The organism is Bacteroides neonati, assembly GCF_000499785.1.
Lineage (GTDB): Bacteria > Bacteroidota > Bacteroidia > Bacteroidales > Bacteroidaceae > Bacteroides > Bacteroides neonati.
In genome coordinates this window covers 1,453,232-1,474,198 of record NZ_HG726020.1, presented here as the reverse complement: position 1 = coordinate 1,474,198, position 20,967 = coordinate 1,453,232, and the positions used below count along the sequence as shown (strand labels likewise).

The window sequence follows — 20,967 nt, the reverse complement described above, 5'->3', positions numbered from 1 at the left end:
AAGGTATTAATGCACTTGTTGGATGCTTTGCTGGTACTGTAATAAGATAATGGAGTGAATCAAGGAGCGTCCGTATTTTCCGGTTCGCCGTGCTTTGTGTGAATAAAAGAGTGGTTCGCCCCTTTCAAACCGAAGAGGTTGCCCACCATGATCCACGCCAAACGAGGCAGATGCAGCATTGCCTTGAATAGCTCTTTGCCGAACAAACGGCGGGGCACTGGCAGCCACATGGCAGCTATCTGAGCCAGCGAGAGCAGGAGCCACTTGGTTCCTGCTTCGTGGTATATAAGGGTGACGAGTATGGTAAGGCCGAACACGGCGGCGAGCTGCACGAGGCGAGGCGGAAGCATCCATTGCAACACCTTGTCGCAATAATCGAAATTGCCTTGCCACAAGGCTGTACCGAAGTGGGGCAGTGAGGCGCGCAACGCCCCGAACTGGGCGGCAATCCATCGCTTACGCTGATTCTTGATGGCTTCGGCCTGCTGGGTTTTCTCATCGTAAACGGGGAGTTGCGGCAGATAGCTGATGTGGACTCGCTGACGCAGCAGCAGGGCTTCGAGCTCCTTGTCCTCGCCGGCGGTGTGCAGGTGGGTTACGTTACGTCGAAACCAGTCGGCATCGAACACCATGCCCGATCCGGCAAGCCCTGCCGAGAGGCCGAGTGCATTGTGTCCGCTGCGGAAGAAGGCATTGTTGATCTCCTCGCTGATGCTGTCGAGCAGAGCGATGGAGGTGTTGAGGTTCTTGCCTGTGCGGCGTGCCTGAAGGGCGTTGCATCCGGCAGCATAGGCGCGGTTGGCTTCCGCTAAAAAGTGGGGCACGGTGACGTTGTCGGCATCCATCACCACCACCATATCGTACGCCTCGCCTTGTGTTTGCTCCATGGCGAGCTTCATGGCTTTGGCCTTCGAACTGTTTTCGTAGCGAGCCACGAGCAGGCGCACGGGGAGTTGCCGCAGGGCTTCGTTGGTGGCGTCGGACATCCTGTCGGAGATGACGATTACATCGAAGCACTCCTTCGGATAGTCTTGTTCGAGGAAGCTGCGCACAGAGTCTACAATCACCCGGTCTTCTTTATAAGCCGGAAAGAGAACGGCAAAACGGTGCATCACCTCTGTGGGCGGATAGTGCGGTGCCCGGTAAAAGCGCGAGGCGATGGCGAAGAGCAATAGGTAGCCCACGCACAGGGCGAGGGGCACGAAGAGTATCCAGTCAATGAGGCTTGGCAGTAGGTTCATGGTATCTGTTTTTTGGGTAAACAAATAAATGCCCACACACCGCGACACACCGCCAACGCCAGTCGGGGCTTGCCACTCAGGGCAAAGAACAGGCTGTTTTTGGGAGCTGCCACCCCGATTTGGTAGAGCAGGCAGAGCCGACGATTGAGCCCCGAACGGTTGCGCCAGCCGTAGAGCAGGCGGTTGCGCGTGAGGTAAAAGGTGCGCAGGGGGCTTTGCTGTCCGGTGCTTTGGCTCTCTTTGTGAAATACGGTACAGCAGGGATCGTACCACAGTTCGTATCCGGCACGAGTCATTTGGGTGCACCAATCCAATTCCTCATAGTAGAGGAAGTAGACCTCGGGCATGGGACCCACTTGTTCGAGCACCTCTCGTTTGAGCATCATGGCCGCCCCGTGTAGGTAGGGAGTGGGGTGTGGCACACGAAAGGCTTCGATATCAGCACGTCCGCATCCGATGGGTTCATTGCGCAATGTGATGGTACTCAGTGGGGTGTATCCGGCAAATTGTATGTGTTGCGGAGGTTGTGCAAAGCGTATCTGTGGAGATACGGCACCGATGAGCGGATGAGTTTCGAGGCGGGCGATGAGCGGTTGCAGCCCGTCGTCGGTCAGGTAAGTGTCGTTGTTGATAAGAAAGAGGTAGCAACCGGTAGCGTGTTGCATCCCCAAGTTGTTGCCTCCGGAGAAGCCGAGGTTGCGGTCGCTGCGTACGGTCTTGACCTGCGGATAGCGACGGGCAATGACGGCTGCCTCGTCTTGTCGCGAAGCATTATCGACGACAATGATTTCGTAACTCACCGAGTGTATGGTGCGGTGCAACGACTCGATCAGTTCGCACGTATCCTCCAAACCGTTGTAGCAAATGGTGATGAAGGAGATTTGGGGTACTTCGTTCATGTGGTTTCTATCCATTTCTGTTGTTTTTCTGCAAGCATCTGCTCTACACGTTCGCGTTGGTCTATCTTCTGTCCGGCAAAGCACAGGGCAAAGGCGGTGTAAACGACAATCGAATTGGGATACTGCATTACATCATTGGCATAGGCTGATACGTAGAAACCAGCCGCCATACAGAGCCACGAGGCAAGCAATCCGCGCAACCTCCTGTTGCGAACTTTGAATAGAAGTATCCACGCGCACCACCCGAACAGGACGATGTGCGTAAGCAGGTAAATGCTAAATCCGACGATGCCGTTCTCGACCCATACTGCCACCAACCACGAGTCGGGCGGATAGGGCATCTGCTCCTTGGGCATAAAACGCTCGCCTTTGGAGAGCCCTTGCCCGTAGCCGAAGGGTTTATGCTCCATCAGGAGCTTCATTTGCTCGCGGTTGTAGACCCGGAGTTGATACGACGCATCTTCGGTAGGATTGAAGGCACTACGCATCTTACGCACATATTGGTTGCCTTCGCCAATGGTGGTAAATCGGAAGAAGACGAATAGAGAGAGCAGGGCTATAACACCCATCAGAGTCATTTTGTGGTTGCGTGATAGCAAGATGAATAGCCCCAGTCCGCCTATGGGCACAGCCACCGCAGCGCGTGTGCCCGATATGCCCATGCTATAGAGTGCCGCCAAGGCAATGAAGACGAAATATATCTTTAGCCGGATGGGACGGGTGAAAAAGGCGGCAAGCCCGAAAGTGGTAAAAGCCATAGCCATGTGCACACCGTAGTTGGCTGCATCGGAGAAACAGGAAAAATAACGGATGCCCGACCAGATGAGATGGGTCTTAGCTCCTCCGAGTACGTAGAGGAAATAGAGCTCGCGCGAGTTGAATCCGTGATTCTTCTGCCAATAACCCTTGAGGGTAGCGTAGATAACGAAAAGCGACCAGATGATGAGCAGCCATTGAATGCCCTTGATGTCGCGCACGGCAATGGGAACTAGTATGGCGCACACGATGGGGTAAACGAGATAATGGGTAATCGAGATATTCCAAGCTGCCTGCACGTGGTTGCTGTTGGTAAGCTCGAACAGGCAGAAAACACCCCACACCAGAAAAATGTAGATCATACCGTTGCGTAGGATACTCCAATCGGCTTTCTGGTAAATGGCATAGGCTATTTGAAAGGCGATAATCCCGATGGCAAGTAACAGTGTGGCAATACCTAGCTTGACGTCGGTCATGCTTGAGGCTATCAGTAGCAGAAATTGAATAACGAAGAGCACATAGTAACTCTGTCGCGGGTTGATAAGGAATAGAACCATCGAAAAGACTGCCAGAGGAAGCATTCCGTATATCAGCATCTCTTCGACACCAACTTTGAACAACGATTGGTATAAGGTATAGAGCCCTACAATCAGCAGCAAACGACTCAATCCTTTGGATTGCATGTAGTTGCCGAATTGAGAGAGAAGCTCTTTATAGTTGTTACTATTCCTGATCGTCACCTTTTTTGTTTTTTCGAGCAAAATTATAGATGGTCTTCTCTGTGAATGCCAATTGTGACAGTCGATAGAGCTGCTGACGGATAAAGGTATAGGGTGGAAGCATACCTGTATAGTCCTGAACCACGTAGCGCGGTGCCTGTGTGAGGTAGAGATAGAGCTGCTGTGGAGCGATTTGTCGCTTGAGCTTATCGACGAGTATGTTGTCCGTCTCCTTCCAACCGCGGTTCACACGAGCCACGAGCAGGTTCAGATCGGCTTCGTTGACTAGCGGTTCGGGGATACTGTTCTCTTTGAGTGAAGGGTATTCGATTAGTAATATATCTTCGTCTTTAAAGGTATATATATCTGATACGCTTTGTGCTAATAGGTACTGACGAGAATTGGTATCGAAATCCTCTCCCCACTTTAACTTGCGTACTTTCAGTCCGATACTGCTCCAGTAAGCGGTAAGTTGTTCGATGAGGAGTGATTTTCCGTCGCCCCGCTCGGTGCTGATAAAATCGACCATATAAGGGCGTCCTTCGGGCTTCTGTTTAAACTGCCGCAAAATCGAATTGCTTAGCTGCTTGGTGGCAATCTCCTCGCATATCTTGTTAAGCTGCCTGCGTTTTAGGAATGAGGGTGCAGGGAAAGCACCCAAAATGGGAAGCTTAGTAAGGCGGAAGGCACGAACCGAGTCGCGTAGGGTATGATCGATAAGTTCGAGTATAAGGAAGAAACCCAAAATGAACAGGAACGTACCGGCGAATGCGGTCATGACTATTTTCTTACGTCCGGTAGGCTCTGCTGAAATGGGGAAAGCTGGACGGTTGAGTACCTTGATTGTAGCCGATGTCATTTCGAGATTTTTCTTTCTCATCAGTGCGTCATTGTAGCTCTTGAGCAGTGAAAGGTAATTCTCTTCGATGAAGCTGATACTGCGCTCTTTGCGCTTGATGGTAGAGCCTACCGGAGCAAAGAATGCATACTTTTCGTTGAGTTCACGACGCGATTCCAGAATGACGCGCAGGTCGGACTCTGCCTTCTGGTGTTGCAGCGTTTGTTCGAGCCATTGGTCGATGATGTTTCCCCTGGAAACACCCTCTTTCGTAAATTTGTTGGCTACGTATTGGTTAGATAAGCTTGTCAACTCCTTTTGAGCTTGCTTTAAACGATCTTTGTACGATTGCGTCGAGGGGCCGTTGGTAGCATTATTCGAAACGGTTTCCATTTCAGAAATCTTACCGGTTAGGGTAGAGGCTTCTTTGAGCTTGCTGACAAATTCCATATTAGTGAGTAGCTGCTTCGTGTTCTGGTCCATCTGTTTCTCCAGTTCTGTAAGCATAACCTTGGTACTGTTGAATGCTGCTAATGCCTCTTGTTCTCTAAGCTCATATTCTTTGTTGATGGCTGCTACCTCTTTGGTCTCATCGTAATAATTGATAATGCGCTTCTCTATATTGTAATCTGTAAGAGCGTCTTCTTCGCCGCGCAGATCTTTGCCGATTCGATCAAGCTCGCCTTTGAAGTAATCGATGACTTTATCGGTTTCGCCATAACGGATGGTGCGGTATTCGTTCACAAACTCTTCCATCAGGATACTGATCGTATTATAAGAAATACCCGGATCGCTCGATGTATAGTTGACCTCAAGCAGGTCGCTGGCTCCTTTGCGTGCTACTTTGATTTTGCTGAGTGCATTGTAACTATAATAAGGATGGTTGAAATAGAAGAGCCCGTAGATGTAGTTATCTCGGTTGGGGCGCATGTATCTAAATAGATTGGCTACGGTTCTTTCTTCACTTGTTTTATCGATTAATGCAAGTACCTGTGCGCCTTTAGGACTGTTCTTCAGGTGATTGTATATGTCTCGGTAATGAGCAGCAGTAATGTATTCGTTATCTTCGTTCGGATTACCGTAAATAAGCGTCCGAGCGTACAGTCGCATGGAAACACGCTGGAGGGTACTTTCGGCCTGAATGATATTGATCAGGTTGTCGATGGCATTCTGTGAGGTTGCCCAGTCTATCTTTCCGGAATTCTCTTCTAGCGAATAACCCGAAATAACTCCTGTATAAATCGTTGCGTTAACATTGTAAGATTTGCTTAGGTTTCCTGTTACCATATAGACCATTACTGTTACGGCAATGGTTCCGAGTAAAAGCCACCAACGAATGCGGTATAAAAAACGGCTGATATAAAGGATATATTCCATAGGGATTGCTTATTTTCGTAACATAGGTGTACGGGTAATTACTTCGAGTATCATAAGACTTTTGGTTAGCTCGAACTTACTGTTTTCGAAACGTTCCTGCGTTTGCGACTGCCTGTCTTTCTCGACTGCGAGTACACTCGAGTCTACGCTTCCGCTTGTAAAGTCTTTCTCTATGATTTCGTATTGTATGTTGGCTAGTACCAACGCCTCCGCTCTCATTTTTAGTACATTGAGTTGGGCAGTGGCGGTAGCGTATAGCTGGATGATTTCTCTTTTGATCTCTTCGAACTTGACTTCTCTTTCAAGTTCGGCTTTTTTGACATTAAGCTTCTGTCTCTTGATGCGTGAACCAAGATCGAACAGTCCGTCTAAAGGAATGTTGAGTGCTCCACCGACGGTATATCCGTGTTGCGCTGCGGTCGAATAAGTTAAATAGGGGGGAACCGATACGTCGGTAAACGTAGACTCGTTGCCGAACATGCCGTATTGATAGCTTCCCCGGATGCTGAAGAAGCCCAGTACGGCACGCTTCTCCCGGGCAAGCAGCTTGCGCTCTATCTGCTCCTGAACTTTGGCAAGCTCATAGGTGGGAGCACCTTTCGCGTTTTCGAAGAGCAAATCCAAAGAGGGCAATGTTATATTTGAATAATCCTCGTTGCTTAAATTCGAGAAATCACTAACCTCTTGCGCATGTACCGATTGAACTTCGCAAAGAAGGAGTAAGAAGAGGGGATATAGATAACGTAAGCGCTTCATAAATTCTCTATATTGCTTGTATTTGTTGTAAAATTACTTGCAAATATAGAGAATTATTTCAATGTCGGCACCTGGAATTCAGTTTATTTTGTTATAGATGGGTGAAAGTAAGGCTGTTTGGAGGTTAAAAAGCCTCTGTCATGTTAAAGTAGAATAAATTCTGCTTGTTGACCATGTTACGGCCGAGATCGAAGCGAACGTTCATACGCGGCTGTATTTCGATGCGTAACCCCAAGCCTACATTGGGCAAAACACCCTCTATCTTGGTGGGAGTGGGACCCATGAAACCGCAGCCTGCCCAAGCAGTATAGCCCACACGGTTGAGCATCTTCTTCACCCAGGTGCTTTGATCTGTGTTAATCATCTGGCGGTATTCGGCCATGATCACGTGCGAGGATTTGTCGCGGTATTGACCCATGTAATAACCACGCAGGTCGAAAGGGGTTCCGCTCAGTGCGTATTTGTTGAGCGGAACATCGCCGAATACATTTTTCGTCTGTGCCGTCCAGGCTAATACCCGGCGCTTGCCCAGTGATTGGTATTGTCGGTAGTCGATCTCTACGCGATAGAAGTTCTGGTTGCTTCCCAAAAACTTCTGGTACATCATGGCGCGGGTGTCGAGGTAGATGCCTCGATAGGCATTAGCGGGGATATCGCGCGTATCGTAGGTGAGCAGAAAGCCCAGTCCGGAGCTGAAGTTGCTGTATCCATCGGCTGTACCGCCGGCTTCGATATATGAGGCCTGTTCGACAAGTCCTTTGGCGGGTTTGCTTATGTCGTCGTAGTTGATATCGATCTGCGGACCAACGAAGAAGTTGCTTTCGCCCAAACGGAACAGAAACCACGGGTTGATCTGCACCCCGCTGTATCGGTACTGGCTGGTACTGTCGCTTCGTACATAGTTCTTGTTGGTATCGTATCCGATGCCGTAGAAGTTCTCGTAGGTATTCTTATAGCTGAACTGTCCGAAGATACGAAAACGGTCGCCCTTGAAGAAGAGCTGTGGCTTTGATTGCAGGTTCAATCCACCATTGAATAGAAAAGCGATGGTGACGGGCAGAATCGACCGGCGCAGCGTCGTATCGCTCGGCTGCATGCTGAAAGTCATCAGTGCACTACCGCCCAACAATACTCCGAAATCAGGGGTATAACTAGGACCTCCCAATATGTTGTAGTGAAAATTACGTTTGGCTACCTCTTGACGTCGCAATTCACGCTTTGTTGTCAGCTTGCTGTCTTTGACGATGGAAACGCCCTCTTCTTGCCCCATTATGGCAGCAATAGGCATAGATGCAATGAGGATACCTATTATATATCTTTTCATACTAGTTCGTAAATCTGGGTACAAAGGAAACTGTTTTATTCCGATTAGTTTTCATTCAGATCGATAATAAATCTAAAGGAATGAATAAAAAAATCAAAAAAGGATGCTATTTTTGCAGTTTAGTGAATCAATCAAAACGAATGAACAATAATGAATAAACGAATCTTGTCTGTATTTGTTCTGGGTGCCGCTCTGTTTTCGGTGCAGGCGCAACAGGATAAAGGAGGAATCAGCAAGGACATGCTGAAACAAATTCAACAAAGTTATCAGGGAACGGCCACCGATAAAGCCCTGCGCAACGCCATCGGAAGTAATGATATACGCAAACTGGCGTTGAATCAGGAAAACCTTACGGGAATGGATACGCACTTCTCCGTCAGGGTCAATTCGAAAGGGGTGACCGATCAGAAATCGTCGGGGCGTTGCTGGCTCTTTACGGGGCTCAACGTGATGCGTGCCCGCGCCATCGCACAGTATGGATTGGGGCAGTTCGAGTTCTCACAAACCTACCCGTTCTTCTACGATCAGTTGGAGAAGGCGAACTTGTTCTTGCAGGGCGTCATCGATACAGGTAAGAAGCCGATGGACGATAAAATGGTCGAATGGCTTTTTCGCAACCCGTTGAGCGATGGAGGTACTTTTACCGGTGTGGCGGATATCGTAGGTAAGTACGGCGTAGTGCCGAAGGAGGCAATGCCCGAGACAAACAGCAGCGAAAATACGGCACGCATGGCAGGACTCATCGCCTTGAAACTCCGCGAACAGGGGTTGCAGCTCCGTACGCAAGTGGCTGCAGGGGTCAAACCCGCCACGCTCGAAAAGAATAAGGCCGAGATGCTTGGAACTATCTACCGTATGTTGGTGCTTAACTTGGGTGTTCCCCCGACGGAGTTTAGCTGGACGCGCTACGATGCTAAGGGAAATCCGGTAGAGACGGCACAGTACACCCCCCTGTCGTTTCTGGAGAAGTATGGCGATAAAAACCTGCTGACCAACTACGTGATGCTCATGAACGACCCCAGTCGGGAGTATTATAAGAGCTACGAAATTGATTATGATCGTCACCGCTACGACGGAACCAACTGGACGTACGTGAACCTGCCCGCCGAGGAGATCAAGCAGATGGCTATCGCCTCACTTAAGGATAGTACGATGATGTATTTCTCGTGCGACGTAGGCAAGTTTCTCAACTCCGAACGCGGCCTGCTCGATGTGAATAACTATGATTACAATTCGTTGATGGGTACTACCTTCGGGATGGATAAAAAACAGCGCATCCAGACCTTTGCAAGCGGATCTAGTCATGCTATGACGCTCATGGCAGTCGATCTGAACGCAGCCGGAAAACCCACCAAATGGATGGTAGAGAATAGCTGGGGAGCGACCAATGGTTATCAAGGACACCTGATTATGACCGACGAGTGGTTCGATGAATACATGTTCCGCCTCGTGGTCGAGAAAAAATTTGCCACTCCACAGGTGTTGGAGATATTGAAACAACAGCCTATCCGCCTTCCTGCGTGGGATCCGATGTTTGCAGGAGAGGAGTAGAAGTAGTGCGTTTACGTACACGAAAGGAATTACGGATATATTTCCGTAATTCCTTTCTTTTTTGCTCTTTATTCACACTCTTTTTTATTACTTTTGCGGTCAAATTTATGAAACCATTATTTTATATAGCATGGCAAATGTAATAAAGTTACGCAAAGGCCTTGACATAAACCTGAAAGGGGAAGCTGCTCCGGTGGTAACCTCAGTGAAGGAGCCGGGATTTTACGCACTCGTACCCGACGACTTCCCTGGAGTGACACCGAAAGTACTTGTCAAAGAACAGGAGTATGTGATGGCTGGAGGAACCTTGTTTATCGACAAGAACCATCCCGAAGTGAAATTTGTGTCGCCCGTGAGCGGCGTAGTGACAAGCGTAGAGCGTGGTGCACGCCGCAAAGTACTGAATGTCGTGGTAGAGGCTGCTTTGGAGCAAGACTACGAGGAGTTTGGCAAGAAGAACGTGGCCCAGCTGTCTGGCGAGGAGGTGAAGAACGCACTGCTCGAAGCCGGAATGTTTGCGTTTATGCGTCAACGTCCCTACGACGTGATTGCTGACCCGAGCGTAGCTCCGAGAGCGATTTTCGTGTCTGCTTTTGACAGCAAACCGCTGGCTCCCGAATTTGAGTTCGTACTCAAAGGCGAGGAAACCAATTTCCAGACAGGACTCGATGCACTGGCTAAAATAGCCAAAACCTACCTGGGTATCAGTGTGAAACAAAAAGCTACTGCGTTGACGCAAGCCAAAAACGTAACAGTAACCGCTTTCGAAGGACCGAACCCCGCCGGAAATGTAGGCGTACAAATCAATCACACCGCCCCCATCTCGAAGGGCGAAACGGTGTGGACCATCGATCCGCAAGCAGTTATCTTCATTGGACGCTTGTTCAATACCGGCCGGGTGGATATGACCCGCATGGTTGCCGTGACCGGTTCTGAAGTATTGAAACCGGCTTACTGCAAGCTACGTGTAGGTGCATTGCTGACCAACGTATTCAGCGGCAACGTTACCGAGGGACGTGACCTGCGCTACATTAGTGGTAATCCGCTAACCGGCAAGCAGGTGAAACCGAACGAGTTTTTGGGCGCTTTTGACAGCCAGCTTACTGTAATCCCCGAGGGAGACGAGATTCATGAGATGCTCGGATTCATCATGCCGCGCTTCGATCAGTTCAGCGTGAGCCGCTCTTATTTCAGTTGGCTGATGGGTAAGAAGCAATACACCATCGATGCACGTATCAAGGGAGGCGAACGCCACATGATTATGTCGAACGAATACGACCGTGTGTTCCCGATGGACATCCTGCCCGAATACCTGATTAAAGCCATCATTGCCGGAGACATCGACCGCATGGAAGCGCTCGGCATCTATGAGGTAGCACCCGAGGACTTCGCCCTGTGCGAGTTCGTTTGCTCTTCGAAGATGGAGTTGCAACGCATTGTACGTGCCGGACTCGATGCCCTGCGCGCCGAAATGGCCTAATTCATAATTCATAATTTAGAACTCATAATTAATGAAAGCGTTAAGAAATTATCTCGATAAGATAAAGCCGAACTTTGAAGAGGGCGGCAAACTCCACGCATTTCGTTCGGTGTTTGATGGCTTCGAAACATTCCTGTTCGTGCCCAATGCCACTTCGAAATCGGGAACGCATATTCACGACTCTATCGACAGTAAACGAATTATGTCGATTGTGGTCATTGCTTTAATACCGGCACTGCTGTTCGGTATGTACAACGTAGGTTACCAACACTTCACACACGCCGCTCTTCCGGGCAGCTTCTGCGAGATGTTCGCCTACGGATTCCTGGCTGTATTGCCCAAAATTATTGTTTCGTACGTAGTCGGTCTGGGTATCGAATTCGTGGTGGCACAATGGAAAGGAGAGGAGATTCACGAAGGATTCCTCGTATCGGGATTGCTCATCCCGATGATTGTTCCGGTTGACTGTCCGCTCTGGATTCTGGCTGTGGCCACCGCTTTTGCCGTTGTGTTTGCCAAAGAGGTATTCGGTGGAACGGGTATGAACGTATTCAACGTGGCTTTGGTAACACGTGCTTTCTTGTTCTTCGCTTATCCTACCAAGATGTCGGGTGATGCCGTTTGGGTATCGGGCGACAGCATCTTCGGACTTGGACAACATGTCGACGGACTCACTGCCGCCACCTCTCTGGGGTTGGCATCGACCGCCACGACACCCGACGCCTTCCCCCCCTTCTCGTGGGATATGGTGACCGGCTTGATTCCCGGATCGATTGGTGAAACCAGTGTAATTGCGATCTTGATCGGTGCCATCATTCTGTTGGTAACCGGTGTAGCAAGTTGGAAAACGATGCTATCTGTCTTCGTGGGTGGTGCATTTATGGGATGGGTGTTCAACACTGTTGGACCCAACACAGCGATGGCTCACATGCCTTGGTACGAACACCTTGTGCTGGGTGGTTTCTGCTTCGGTGCCGTATTCATGGCTACCGACCCCGTAACCTCTGCCCGTACCGAGACAGGTAAGTACATCTTCGGATTCCTGATCGGTGCTATGGCCATCATCATCCGCGTGCTCAACCCGGGATACCCCGAAGGTATGATGCTCGCCATCTTGTTGATGAACATCTTCGCACCGCTTATCGACTACTGTGTGGTACAAGGCAACATCGGCCGCCGTGAGAAACGTGCCGTTAACTCGAACCGTAATTAAACCGAAACAACAAAGAAAGATATGAATACAAACAGTAATTCCTATACTATCATTTATGCTTCGGTAATGGTTGTTATCGTAGCATGTGCACTGGCATTCGTCTCTTCGTCACTCAAAGCGACGCAGAACAAGAATGTTGAGTTGGACAAAATGAAGCAGATATTGAGTGCGCTCAATATCGATACCAAAGGGCAAGACGCTCAGGCTCTCTATAAGAAATATGTGAAGCAAGATCTCATCATCAACTCCGAAGGACAGACAGTGGCCGAAACCGGTGGTTTCAACATCGTGTCGAAGGAAGAGTTGGCCAAACCCCTCGCCGAACGCCAGCTACCCGTATATGTATGCGATGTAGACGGAGAGACGAAGTACGTACTTCCGCTCTACGGACAAGGTCTTTGGGGCCCGATCTGGGGTTACGTAGGTTTGAATGCCGATAAGGATGTGGTGTACGGAACCTACTTCTCGCACCAAGGTGAAACGCCGGGTCTGGGAGCAGAAATCTCGACCATGCATTTCCAAGCTCCATTCATCGGAAAGCACATCATGCAGAATGGACAGTTTGCCTCTATCGCCGTCGTAAAACCCGGCAAAACAGTCGAAGGCCAGGACTATGTAGACGGCATTTCGGGTGGTACTATCACCTCGGTGGCGGTAGACCATATGTTGAAGAACTGCCTGGGACAATACGATAAATTTTTAACTAATAAATAATAAGGAGGGAAATAGAAATGAGTCAACTGTTCTCTAAAAAGAATAAAGAAGTATTCTGCAACCCACTTAATATCGATAACCCGGTAACCGTACAGGTGCTCGGTATCTGTTCGGCACTCGCCGTAACGGCCAAGCTCGAACCTGCCATCGTCATGGGTCTTTCGGTAACGGTCATCGTTGCCTTTGCCAATGTCATCATCTCGCTGCTACGCAAAACGATTCCCAATCGTATCCGTATCATCGTTCAGTTGGTGGTGGTAGCTGCGTTGGTAACCATTGTAAGTGAAGTATTGAAAGCATTTGCTTACGATGTAAGCGTGCAGCTCTCTGTATATGTCGGTTTGATTATCACCAACTGTATCTTGATGGGACGCCTCGAAGCGTTTGCCATGCAGAACGGTCCTTGGGAGTCGTTTCTCGATGGAATTGGTAACGGACTGGGCTATGCCGGTATCCTCATCATCGTGGGTTTCTTCCGCGAGCTGTTGGGTTCGGGATCTCTGTTTGGTATGCAGGTTATTCCGCAGGCATTCTACGAGATGGGATATATCAATAACGGTTTGATGCTGATGCCTCCGATGGCGCTCATCATCTGTGCCTGTATCATCTGGGTACAACGCAGCCGCACTAAACAATTACAAGAAAAGTAATTCTGAATTCAGAATTCAAAATTAACTACTTATGAATGATTATTTAAGTTTGTTTGTAAAGTCGATCTTTGTCGACAATATGATATTCGCTTACTTCCTCGGTATGTGTTCGTACCTGGCAGTATCGAAGAATGTAAAGACAGCGCTGGGACTGGGTATTGCGGTAACTTTCGTATTGGTGGTAACGCTTCCGGTCAACTATCTGCTCGAAAACTACGTACTCAAAGCTGATGCACTGGTCGAAGGTGTTGATCTGAGCTTCCTGAGCTTCATCCTCTTTATTGCTGTCATTGCCGGTATCGTGCAGTTGGTCGAGATGGTGGTCGAACGCTTCTCGCCCTCGCTCTACGCTTCGTTGGGTATCTTCCTGCCATTGATTGCTGTGAACTGCGCCATCATGGGAGCCTCGTTGTTTATGCAACAACGTCAGTTCATCAACATCGGCGAGGCTACGACCTACGCCGTAGGTTCGGGTATCGGTTGGTTGCTTGCCATCGTAGGTCTGGCTGCCATCCGCGAAAAGATGGCCTACTCTGATGTTCCCGCACCGTTGCGTGGTCTGGGCATTACGTTTATCACCGTAGGACTGATGGCGATGGCCTTTATGTGTTTCTCTGGATTGAAGTTATAATAAGTAAAATACGAAAGAACAATGACTGATTTAATATTAACGAGCGTCGGCGTATTCCTTGGAGTGATACTCCTGCTCGTCATTATATTGCTTGTGGCGAAGAACTTTCTGTCTCCGTCGGGCGAGGTTACGATAACGATGAACGGTGAAACCAAACTCAAGGCCGACACCGGAGGAACCCTGTTGGGAACTCTCTCGGCCAACGAGGTATTCCTGTCGTCGGCTTGTGGTGGTAAGGGCTCGTGTGGGCAGTGCCGCTGTCAGGTGCTCGAAGGCGGTGGCGAGATTCTGCCTACCGAAACCGGATTCTTCTCACGCAAAGAGCAGAAAGACAACTGGCGCTTAGGCTGTCAGGTGAAGGTGAAGCAAGATATGTCGATCAAGATCGACGAAGCCATTCTGGGCGTGAAGGAGTGGGAGTGCGAGGTTATTTCGAACAAGAACGTGGCTACGTTCATCAAAGAGTTCATCGTGGCTCTGCCCAAGGGCGAACACATGGACTTCGTGCCCGGTTCGTATGCACAGATCAAGATTCCTACCTATGCGATGGATTACGACAAAGACATCGACAAAGAGCTGATCGGCGACGAGTACCTGCCTGCATGGAAGCAGTTCGGCCTCTTCGGTCTGAAGTGCGAGAACAAGGAGGAGACCATCCGTGCCTACTCTATGGCCAACTATCCTGCCGAGGGCGACCGCATCATGCTGACCGTGCGTATTGCTACGCCTCCGTTCAAGCCTCGCGAGCAAGGCCCCGGATTCGTAGACGTGCCTGCTGGTATTGCCTCTTCGTACATCTTCACCCTCAAGCCGGGCGATAAAGTAACGATGAGTGGTCCTTATGGCGATTTCCATCCGATACTCGATACGAAGAACGAGATGATGTGGATTGGTGGTGGTGCCGGTATGGCTCCGTTGCGTGCACAAATCATGCACTTGACCAAGACACTTCACATCACCGATCGTAAGATGACTTACTTCTACGGAGCTCGTGCGCTCAACGAAGTATTCTATCTGGAAGATTTCTTGCAGATAGAGAAGGATTTCCCTAACTTTACGTTCCACTTGGCACTCGACCGCCCGGATCCTGCTGCCGATGCGGCAGGCGTAAGCTATACACCCGGTTTTGTGCATAACGTGATTTACGAAACCTATTTGAAGAATCACGAAGCACCCGAAGATATTGAGTACTACATGTGTGGCCCCGGCCCGATGAGTAAAGCCGTAGAAGGCATGCTTGATAGTCTTGGCGTACCGGCAAAGAACCTGATGTTCGATAACTTCGGTTCTTAAACTTAGCGGTTTTTTCGTTTTTCATGAAAGGGTTTATTCCCTTATATAGAGAATTATATGTTCCGGCAGCTGATGTGATATCAGTTGCCGGATTTTTTTCGTACCTTTGCCACCATTATGATGTTACAAAACAACGAATTGATTCAAACAGCGCTACGCAATCTCAAGATTGAAGCGCTCAACCCCATGCAAGAGGCTGCCATCGATGCTGCCTGTGACGAAAAAGACGTTATTCTGCTTTCTCCCACCGGTTCGGGCAAAACGCTGGCGTTCCTGTTGCCACTGCTCAGCACGCTCCAACCGGACAACGACTCCGTACAAGTACTCATCCTCGTGCCCTCGCGCGAGCTCGCCCTACAGATAGAATCGGTTTTTAAATCGATGAATACCCCTTGGAAAACCTGCTGCTGCTACGGAGGCCACCCAATGGCCGAAGAGAAGAAGAGCATTGCCGGCAACCACCCCGCTATTATTATCGGTACGCCCGGACGACTCACTGACCATTTGGGCAAGGGGACATTCAACCCCGACACCATCCATACGCTTATCATCGACGAGTTCGATAAATCGCTTGAGTATGGTTTTCACGACGAGATGGCCGAGATCATCGCTCAACTGCCCGGTTTGAAGAAACGCATGCTACTCTCCGCCACCGATGCCGAAGAGATTCCACAATTTGCCGGAATGAACGAAACGGTGAAACTCAATTTCCTGACCGATACCCCCCAAGAGGAGTCGCGCTTGCGATTGATGAAAGTCGTTTCGCCTGCCAAAGATAAGATAGAGACACTCTACAAACTGCTCTGCAAGCTGGGCAGCAGTTCGAGTATTGTGTTCTGCAACCACCGCGACGCCGTAGACCGCGTAAGCGCACTGCTGGCCGAGATGGGCATTTACAACGAACGCTTTCACGGAGGCATGGAACAACCCGACCGCGAACGGGCACTTTATAAGTTTCGCAACGGAAGCTGCCACGTGCTCGTATCGACCGATCTGGCTGCCCGAGGACTTGATATTCCCGAGGTGGAGCACATCATTCATTATCACTTGCCTGTGAACGAAGAGGCTTTTACGCACCGCAACGGCCGAACCGCCCGCTGGGATGCGCGTGGAACCTCGTACCTCATACTTCATGCCGAAGAGCCCGTGCCCGAATACATCCCCTCAGACATCGAAACCCGCACACTGCCCGAACAGGCATCGCGTCCGCCCAAACCCCTTTGGGTTACCTTATATATAGGTAAGGGTAAGAAGGACAAACTCAGTCGCATGGACATTGCCGGATTCTTCTACAAGAAAGGAAAACTGGCGCGTGAAGATGTAGGTCCTATCGACGTGAAAGAGCATTATGCCTTCGTCGCCATCCGTCGTGGCAAGATAAAGCAACTCCTTACGCTCATTCAAGGCGAAAAGATCAAAGGAATGAAAACCGTCATCGAAGAGGCGGACTAAAGATAGGTCGTTTGTTGCAAGTATAAGCAACCGTTCTCGTATCAACGAGCGGTTGCTTTTGTGCGAATGGACGGTTGCTTCTGCATGAAGCAACCGTTCCTTAATTTCCATTGCACCGTTTTGTAGTGTAGCGGCCCTTGCTTCGCTTTGCCTTACTTTCCATTTCTTCGTTCACTGTTTACAATCTGTTAGAAAGCAGTTACTCGTTTTTGTGTTATAAATAGTTGTATAATTATCGATTTTATTGTCAATTAATTGATGAAATGTCAGTAATTATGCGAAATTCGTTTTCTTATTTTTCTTTGCCAGACGTACTTTGCAAATCAATGTATGTAACTTGCATAAACCATAAAAAACGATGGAAAATAGCCCCCGAACATGCAAAATTATAAGGAAAGGTTTGTTTCGCGGAAATTAATTCGTAAATTCGCAATGTCGTAATGACGTTATAAATTAATAAACGAAATTGTTAAACCCAAAACAAACTTCAGATGAAAAAGCATAATTTCAGTGCAGGACCCTCCATTCTTCCCCGCGAAGTGATCGAAGAAACAGCAAAGGCTATTTTAGATTTCAATGGTTCCGGGCTCTCCGTTTTAGAAGTTAGTCACCGTGGCAAAGATTTTCAGGCAGTAATGGACGAGGCTGTGGCCCTGTTCAAAGAGTTGCTCAACGTTCCCGAAGGTTATTCTGTTATTTTCCTGGGTGGTGGTGCCAGCCTCGAATTCTGCATGATTCCCTATAACTTTCTTGAGAAAAAAGCAGCTTACCTCAATACCGGCGTCTGGGCCAAGAAGGCACAGAAAGAAGCCAAAGGTTTTGGCGAAGTAGTCGAAGTAGCCTCTTCGGCCGAAGCCAATTACACATACATTCCCAAAGGATATACGATTCCTGCTGATGCCGATTATTTTCACATTACTACCAACAATACCATCTACGGTACGGAGTTGAAAGAAGACATCTCTTCGCCCGTTCCGTTGATAGCCGATATGTCATCCGATATTTTCTCACGTCCTATCGACGTTTCCAAATACGCTTGTATCTATGGCGGTGCACAGAAGAACCTCGCACCTGCCGGAGTTACCTTCGTCATTGTCAAAGACGATGCCTTGGGCAAAGTATCACGCTACATACCCACGATGCTCGATTACCGCACTCACATCAAAGAAGGATCGATGTTCAACACCCCTCCCGTACTGCCTATCTATGCAGCCATGCAAACACTGCGCTGGATCAAGGCGCAAGGCGGTGTGAAGGAGATGGAGCGTCGTGCCATCGAGAAGGCCGATTTGCTTTACGGCGAGATCGACCGCAACAAGGTGTTCGTTGGAACAGCTGTGGTCGAAGATCGTTCGCGCATGAATATCTGCTTCGTGATGGCTCCCGGATACGAAGCTCTCGAGGCCGACTTCTTGAAATTTGCCCAGTCGAAAGGTATGGACGGCATCAAGGGTCATCGCTCGGTAGGTGGTTTCCGCGCCTCTTGTTACAACGCTATGCCGAAAGAGAGCGTACAAGCATTGGTCGACTGCATGCAAGAATTTGAGAAACTACACACCAACTAAGCCATGAAAGTACTTATTGCCACTGATAAACCGTTTGCCAAAGTAGCCGTAGACGGAATTCGCAAAGAGATAGAAGCAGCCGGATACGAACTCGCGCTGCTCGAAAAATACACCGAAAAGGCGCAATTGCTCGATGCGGTCAAAGATGCTAACGCCATCATCATCCGTAGCGACATCATCGATGCACAGGTACTCGATGCCGCCAAAGAGCTCAAAATCGTAGTGCGTGCCGGAGCCGGATACGACAACGTAGACCTCGAAGCCGCCACTGCACACGGTGTATGCGTGATGAACACACCCGGACAGAACTCCAATGCCGTAGCCGAATTGGCATTGGGCATGATGGTGTATGCCGCCCGTAACTTCTTCAACGGAACATCGGGCACGGAGCTGATGGGCAAGAAACTTGGTATCCATGCCTACGGAAACGTAGGCCGCAACGTAGCCCGCATTGCCAAAGGTTTTGGCATGGAGATCTACGCTTACGATGCCTTTTGCCCCGCCGATGTGATCGAGAAAGACGGAGTTAAAGCCTTGACCTCGGCCGATGAACTGTACCAAACCTGCGATGTGGTGTCGCTGCACATCCCGGCAACACCCGAAACGAAAAAGTCGATCAATTACGCGCTGCTCAAGCAAATGCCCAAAGGTGCTATGTTGGTGAACACGGCTCGCAAAGAGGTAATCAACGAAGACGAATTGATTAAGCTGATGGAAGATCGTCCAGACTTTAAATACCTGACCGATATCATGCCTGCCGCCAACGATAAGTTCACCGAACTCTTTGCCGGCCGCTACTTCTCTACACCCAAGAAGATGGGTGCACAGACTGCCGAGGCTAATATCAATGCCGGTATTGCTGCAGCCACACAGATTGTAGGCTTCTTCAAAGACGGTTGCGAGAAGTTCAGAGTCAATAAATGAAAGAAATATGCGTAATAAATTCCCTCTCCTATATGTGATGCTAATCGTAGATTTTATGCTAGGGATTGCTGTCTTGTTTGTGAGTACCCTCCTTCATTTGTCTTTGTCCGATTTCTTACAAGGGCTTTGCATTGGAGTTGCGGGAACGCTGATTCTCGGTGGCGTCGCTTTGGGAGTGTGGTACTTTATGCGCAAAAATAAACCTTGTAACATCTAATAAACATCTCTTACTCTATGGCTGTAATCAAACCTTTTAAAGGCATTCGCCCGCCGCAAGAACTGGTAGAACAAGTTGCATCGCGCCCTTACGACGTGCTCAACTCAGAAGAGGCGCGTGCCGAAGCTGCCGGAAACGAGAAATCGCTCTATCACATCATCAAACCCGAGATTGACTTCCCCGTAGGCACCGATGAGCACGACGAGAAGGTCTACCTCAAAGCTGCCGAAAACTTTCAAGCCTTTCAGGACAAGGGGTGGTTGGTGCAAGACACTGCCGAGAACTATTACGTATATGCTCAGACCATGAACGGAAAGACGCAATACGGACTCGTGGTAGGTGCCTATGTGCCCGACTATATGAACGGTGTGATAAAGAAACACGAGCTCACTCGTCGCGATAAAGAGGAAGACCGCATGAAGCATGTACGCGTGAATAACGCCAACATCGAACCCGTATTCTTTGCCTATCCCGACAACGAGGTGCTCGATGCGCTGATCCGTAAGTACACCACCCAACCGCCCGTATACGATTTCATCGCCTCCGGTGATGGATTCGGACACAGCTTCTGGATGATCGATGCTGCCGAAGACATCGCTCAAATCACTGCGCAGTTTGCCGCCATGCCCGCCCTGTATATTGCCGACGGGCATCACCGTAGCGCAGCCGCCGCATTGGTGGGAGCCGAGAAAGCCGCACAAAATCCGGCTCACAACGGAACCGAAGAGTACAACTACTTTATGGCCGTCTGCTTCCCCGCCAATCAGTTGACGATTATCGATTACAACCGCGTGGTCAAAGACCTCAACGGGCTCAGCCCCGAAGCGTTTCTGGCCGCTCTCGAAAAGAATTTCGTTGTAGAGAAGAAAGGTGCGGGAGTATATCATCCCGCCGGCCTGCATAACTTCGCTCTCTATCTGGGCGGAACCTGGTACAGCCTCACCGCCCGCGAGGGGACGTACAACGATCACGACCCCATCGGTGTGCTCGACGTAACCATCTCCTCCAACCTCATTCTCGATGAGATACTCGGCATCAAAGACCTGCGCTCGGACAAGCGTATCGACTTCGTTGGCGGTATTCGAGGACTGGGCGAACTGAGCAAGCGTGTCGACAGCGGCGAAATGAAAGTGGCCTTGGCTCTCTATCCTGTTTCGATGAAGCAGTTGATGGATATTGCCGATACGGGCAACATCATGCCTCCTAAAACCACTTGGTTTGAACCCAAACTGCGTTCGGGGCTAGTTATTCACAAGCTCGACTAAGGTGCTTCTCACCATAAACCACACAAAAGAGGGCGGAGGATGATCAATCTTCCGCCCTCTTTGACAAACCACGGGGCATCGTGCTTTTTTCCTTGCAAGAGG

Annotated in this window: 16 protein-coding genes and 1 pseudogene; 11 read left to right on the top strand and 6 right to left on the bottom strand. The window is 49.4% G+C overall.

What is annotated here, in order from left to right; translation table 11 throughout:
• Nucleotides 1–59: 59 nt before the first annotated feature.
• The 6 genes from TY03_RS09040 to TY03_RS09015 form a co-directional block, all read right to left on the bottom strand.
• Nucleotides 60–1,241 (bottom strand): glycosyltransferase, encoded by a 1,182-nt coding sequence (locus tag TY03_RS09040; RefSeq protein ID WP_042369049.1) that lies wholly within the window; start codon nt 1,239–1,241, stop codon nt 60–62.
• Nucleotides 1,238–2,155: a glycosyltransferase family 2 protein gene (locus TY03_RS09035; RefSeq protein ID WP_042369046.1), complete on the bottom strand. Its 918-nt coding sequence runs from the start codon at nt 2,153–2,155 to the stop codon at nt 1,238–1,240. Before TY03_RS09035 ends, TY03_RS09040 begins: the two co-directional genes overlap by 4 nt.
• On the bottom strand, nt 2,137–3,453 hold the full coding sequence (locus TY03_RS09030; RefSeq protein ID WP_042369372.1) for an O-antigen ligase family protein: 1,317 nt from the start codon (nt 3,451–3,453) through the stop codon (nt 2,137–2,139). Before TY03_RS09030 ends, TY03_RS09035 begins: the two co-directional genes overlap by 19 nt.
• A gap of 166 nt (nt 3,454–3,619) precedes the next feature.
• Nucleotides 3,620–5,830: a GumC family protein gene (locus TY03_RS09025; protein ID WP_042369045.1), complete on the bottom strand. Its 2,211-nt coding sequence runs from the start codon at nt 5,828–5,830 to the stop codon at nt 3,620–3,622.
• Nucleotides 5,831–5,839: 9 nt separating this feature from the next.
• A complete protein-coding gene (locus tag TY03_RS09020) occupies nt 5,840–6,586 on the bottom strand; it encodes a TolC family protein (protein ID WP_042369044.1) in 747 nt (248 codons plus the stop codon).
• A 124-nt stretch (nt 6,587–6,710) separates the two neighbouring features.
• Entirely contained in the window at nt 6,711–7,910 is a 1,200-nt protein-coding gene (locus TY03_RS09015; protein ID WP_042369043.1) for a BamA/TamA family outer membrane protein, read from the bottom strand.
• Nucleotides 7,911–8,060: 150 nt separating this feature from the next.
• On the opposite strand from TY03_RS09015, the gene TY03_RS09010 reads away from it, so the two are divergent.
• From TY03_RS09010 to TY03_RS08955, 11 genes and pseudogenes are all read left to right on the top strand, one after another.
• Complete coding sequence (locus TY03_RS09010) at nt 8,061–9,461, top strand: C1 family peptidase (protein ID WP_042369042.1); 1,401 nt, start codon at nt 8,061–8,063, stop codon at nt 9,459–9,461.
• 48 nt (nt 9,462–9,509) lie between these two features.
• Nucleotides 9,510–10,941 (top strand): annotated as a pseudogene (locus TY03_RS09005) (Na(+)-translocating NADH-quinone reductase subunit A).
• A 31-nt stretch (nt 10,942–10,972) separates the two neighbouring features.
• Entirely contained in the window at nt 10,973–12,154 is a 1,182-nt protein-coding gene (locus TY03_RS09000; RefSeq protein WP_042369040.1) for an NADH:ubiquinone reductase (Na(+)-transporting) subunit B, read from the top strand.
• 21 nt (nt 12,155–12,175) lie between these two features.
• Nucleotides 12,176–12,868 (top strand): NADH:ubiquinone reductase (Na(+)-transporting) subunit C, encoded by a 693-nt coding sequence (nqrC, locus tag TY03_RS08995; protein ID WP_042369039.1) that lies wholly within the window; start codon nt 12,176–12,178, stop codon nt 12,866–12,868.
• Nucleotides 12,869–12,885: 17 nt separating this feature from the next.
• The gene (locus tag TY03_RS08990) at nt 12,886–13,518 is read left to right on the top strand and encodes an NADH:ubiquinone reductase (Na(+)-transporting) subunit D (RefSeq protein WP_042369037.1); all 633 of its coding nucleotides are present in this window, start codon (nt 12,886–12,888) and stop codon (nt 13,516–13,518) included.
• A 31-nt stretch (nt 13,519–13,549) separates the two neighbouring features.
• Nucleotides 13,550–14,149, top strand: a complete 600-nt coding sequence (gene nqrE, locus TY03_RS22170) for an NADH:ubiquinone reductase (Na(+)-transporting) subunit E (RefSeq protein ID WP_042369035.1) — start codon at nt 13,550–13,552, stop codon at nt 14,147–14,149.
• A 21-nt stretch (nt 14,150–14,170) separates the two neighbouring features.
• Nucleotides 14,171–15,442, top strand: a complete 1,272-nt coding sequence (gene nqrF / locus TY03_RS08980) for an NADH:ubiquinone reductase (Na(+)-transporting) subunit F (RefSeq protein ID WP_042369034.1) — start codon at nt 14,171–14,173, stop codon at nt 15,440–15,442.
• A gap of 120 nt (nt 15,443–15,562) precedes the next feature.
• Nucleotides 15,563–16,894 carry a DEAD/DEAH box helicase gene (locus TY03_RS08975; RefSeq protein ID WP_042369370.1) on the top strand — a complete coding sequence of 444 codons (1,332 nt, stop codon included), beginning with the start codon at nt 15,563–15,565 and terminating at the stop codon, nt 16,892–16,894.
• Nucleotides 16,895–17,385: 491 nt separating this feature from the next.
• Nucleotides 17,386–18,459 carry a 3-phosphoserine/phosphohydroxythreonine transaminase gene (gene serC / locus TY03_RS08970; RefSeq protein WP_042369032.1) on the top strand — a complete coding sequence of 358 codons (1,074 nt, stop codon included), beginning with the start codon at nt 17,386–17,388 and terminating at the stop codon, nt 18,457–18,459.
• Nucleotides 18,460–18,462: 3 nt separating this feature from the next.
• Nucleotides 18,463–19,383: an NAD(P)-dependent oxidoreductase gene (locus TY03_RS08965; RefSeq protein WP_042369029.1), complete on the top strand. Its 921-nt coding sequence runs from the start codon at nt 18,463–18,465 to the stop codon at nt 19,381–19,383.
• Between the two features lie 234 nt (nt 19,384–19,617).
• The gene (locus TY03_RS08955; protein ID WP_042369025.1) at nt 19,618–20,865 is read left to right on the top strand and encodes a DUF1015 domain-containing protein; all 1,248 of its coding nucleotides are present in this window, start codon (nt 19,618–19,620) and stop codon (nt 20,863–20,865) included.
• Nucleotides 20,866–20,967: the final 102 nt, after the last annotated feature.

Coding starts and splice junctions, on each gene's coding strand:
- serC (WP_042369032.1), top strand. CDS start 17,386: ATGAAAAAGCATAATTTCAGTGCAGGACCCTCCATTCTTCCCCGCGAA.
- TY03_RS09000 (WP_042369040.1), top strand. CDS start 10,973: ATGAAAGCGTTAAGAAATTATCTCGATAAGATAAAGCCGAACTTTGAA.
- TY03_RS09025 (WP_042369045.1), bottom strand. CDS start 5,830: ATGGAATATATCCTTTATATCAGCCGTTTTTTATACCGCATTCGTTGG.
- nqrE (WP_042369035.1), top strand. CDS start 13,550: ATGAATGATTATTTAAGTTTGTTTGTAAAGTCGATCTTTGTCGACAAT.
- TY03_RS08975 (WP_042369370.1), top strand. CDS start 15,563: ATGTTACAAAACAACGAATTGATTCAAACAGCGCTACGCAATCTCAAG.
- nqrC (WP_042369039.1), top strand. CDS start 12,176: ATGAATACAAACAGTAATTCCTATACTATCATTTATGCTTCGGTAATG.
- TY03_RS08955 (WP_042369025.1), top strand. CDS start 19,618: ATGGCTGTAATCAAACCTTTTAAAGGCATTCGCCCGCCGCAAGAACTG.
- TY03_RS09020 (WP_042369044.1), bottom strand. CDS start 6,586: ATGAAGCGCTTACGTTATCTATATCCCCTCTTCTTACTCCTTCTTTGC.
- TY03_RS09030 (WP_042369372.1), bottom strand. CDS start 3,453: ATGGTTCTATTCCTTATCAACCCGCGACAGAGTTACTATGTGCTCTTC.
- TY03_RS09035 (WP_042369046.1), bottom strand. CDS start 2,155: ATGGATAGAAACCACATGAACGAAGTACCCCAAATCTCCTTCATCACC.
- TY03_RS09040 (WP_042369049.1), bottom strand. CDS start 1,241: ATGAACCTACTGCCAAGCCTCATTGACTGGATACTCTTCGTGCCCCTC.
- nqrF (WP_042369034.1), top strand. CDS start 14,171: ATGACTGATTTAATATTAACGAGCGTCGGCGTATTCCTTGGAGTGATA.
- TY03_RS09010 (WP_042369042.1), top strand. CDS start 8,061: ATGAATAAACGAATCTTGTCTGTATTTGTTCTGGGTGCCGCTCTGTTT.
- TY03_RS08965 (WP_042369029.1), top strand. CDS start 18,463: ATGAAAGTACTTATTGCCACTGATAAACCGTTTGCCAAAGTAGCCGTA.
- TY03_RS08990 (WP_042369037.1), top strand. CDS start 12,886: ATGAGTCAACTGTTCTCTAAAAAGAATAAAGAAGTATTCTGCAACCCA.
- TY03_RS09015 (WP_042369043.1), bottom strand. CDS start 7,910: ATGAAAAGATATATAATAGGTATCCTCATTGCATCTATGCCTATTGCT.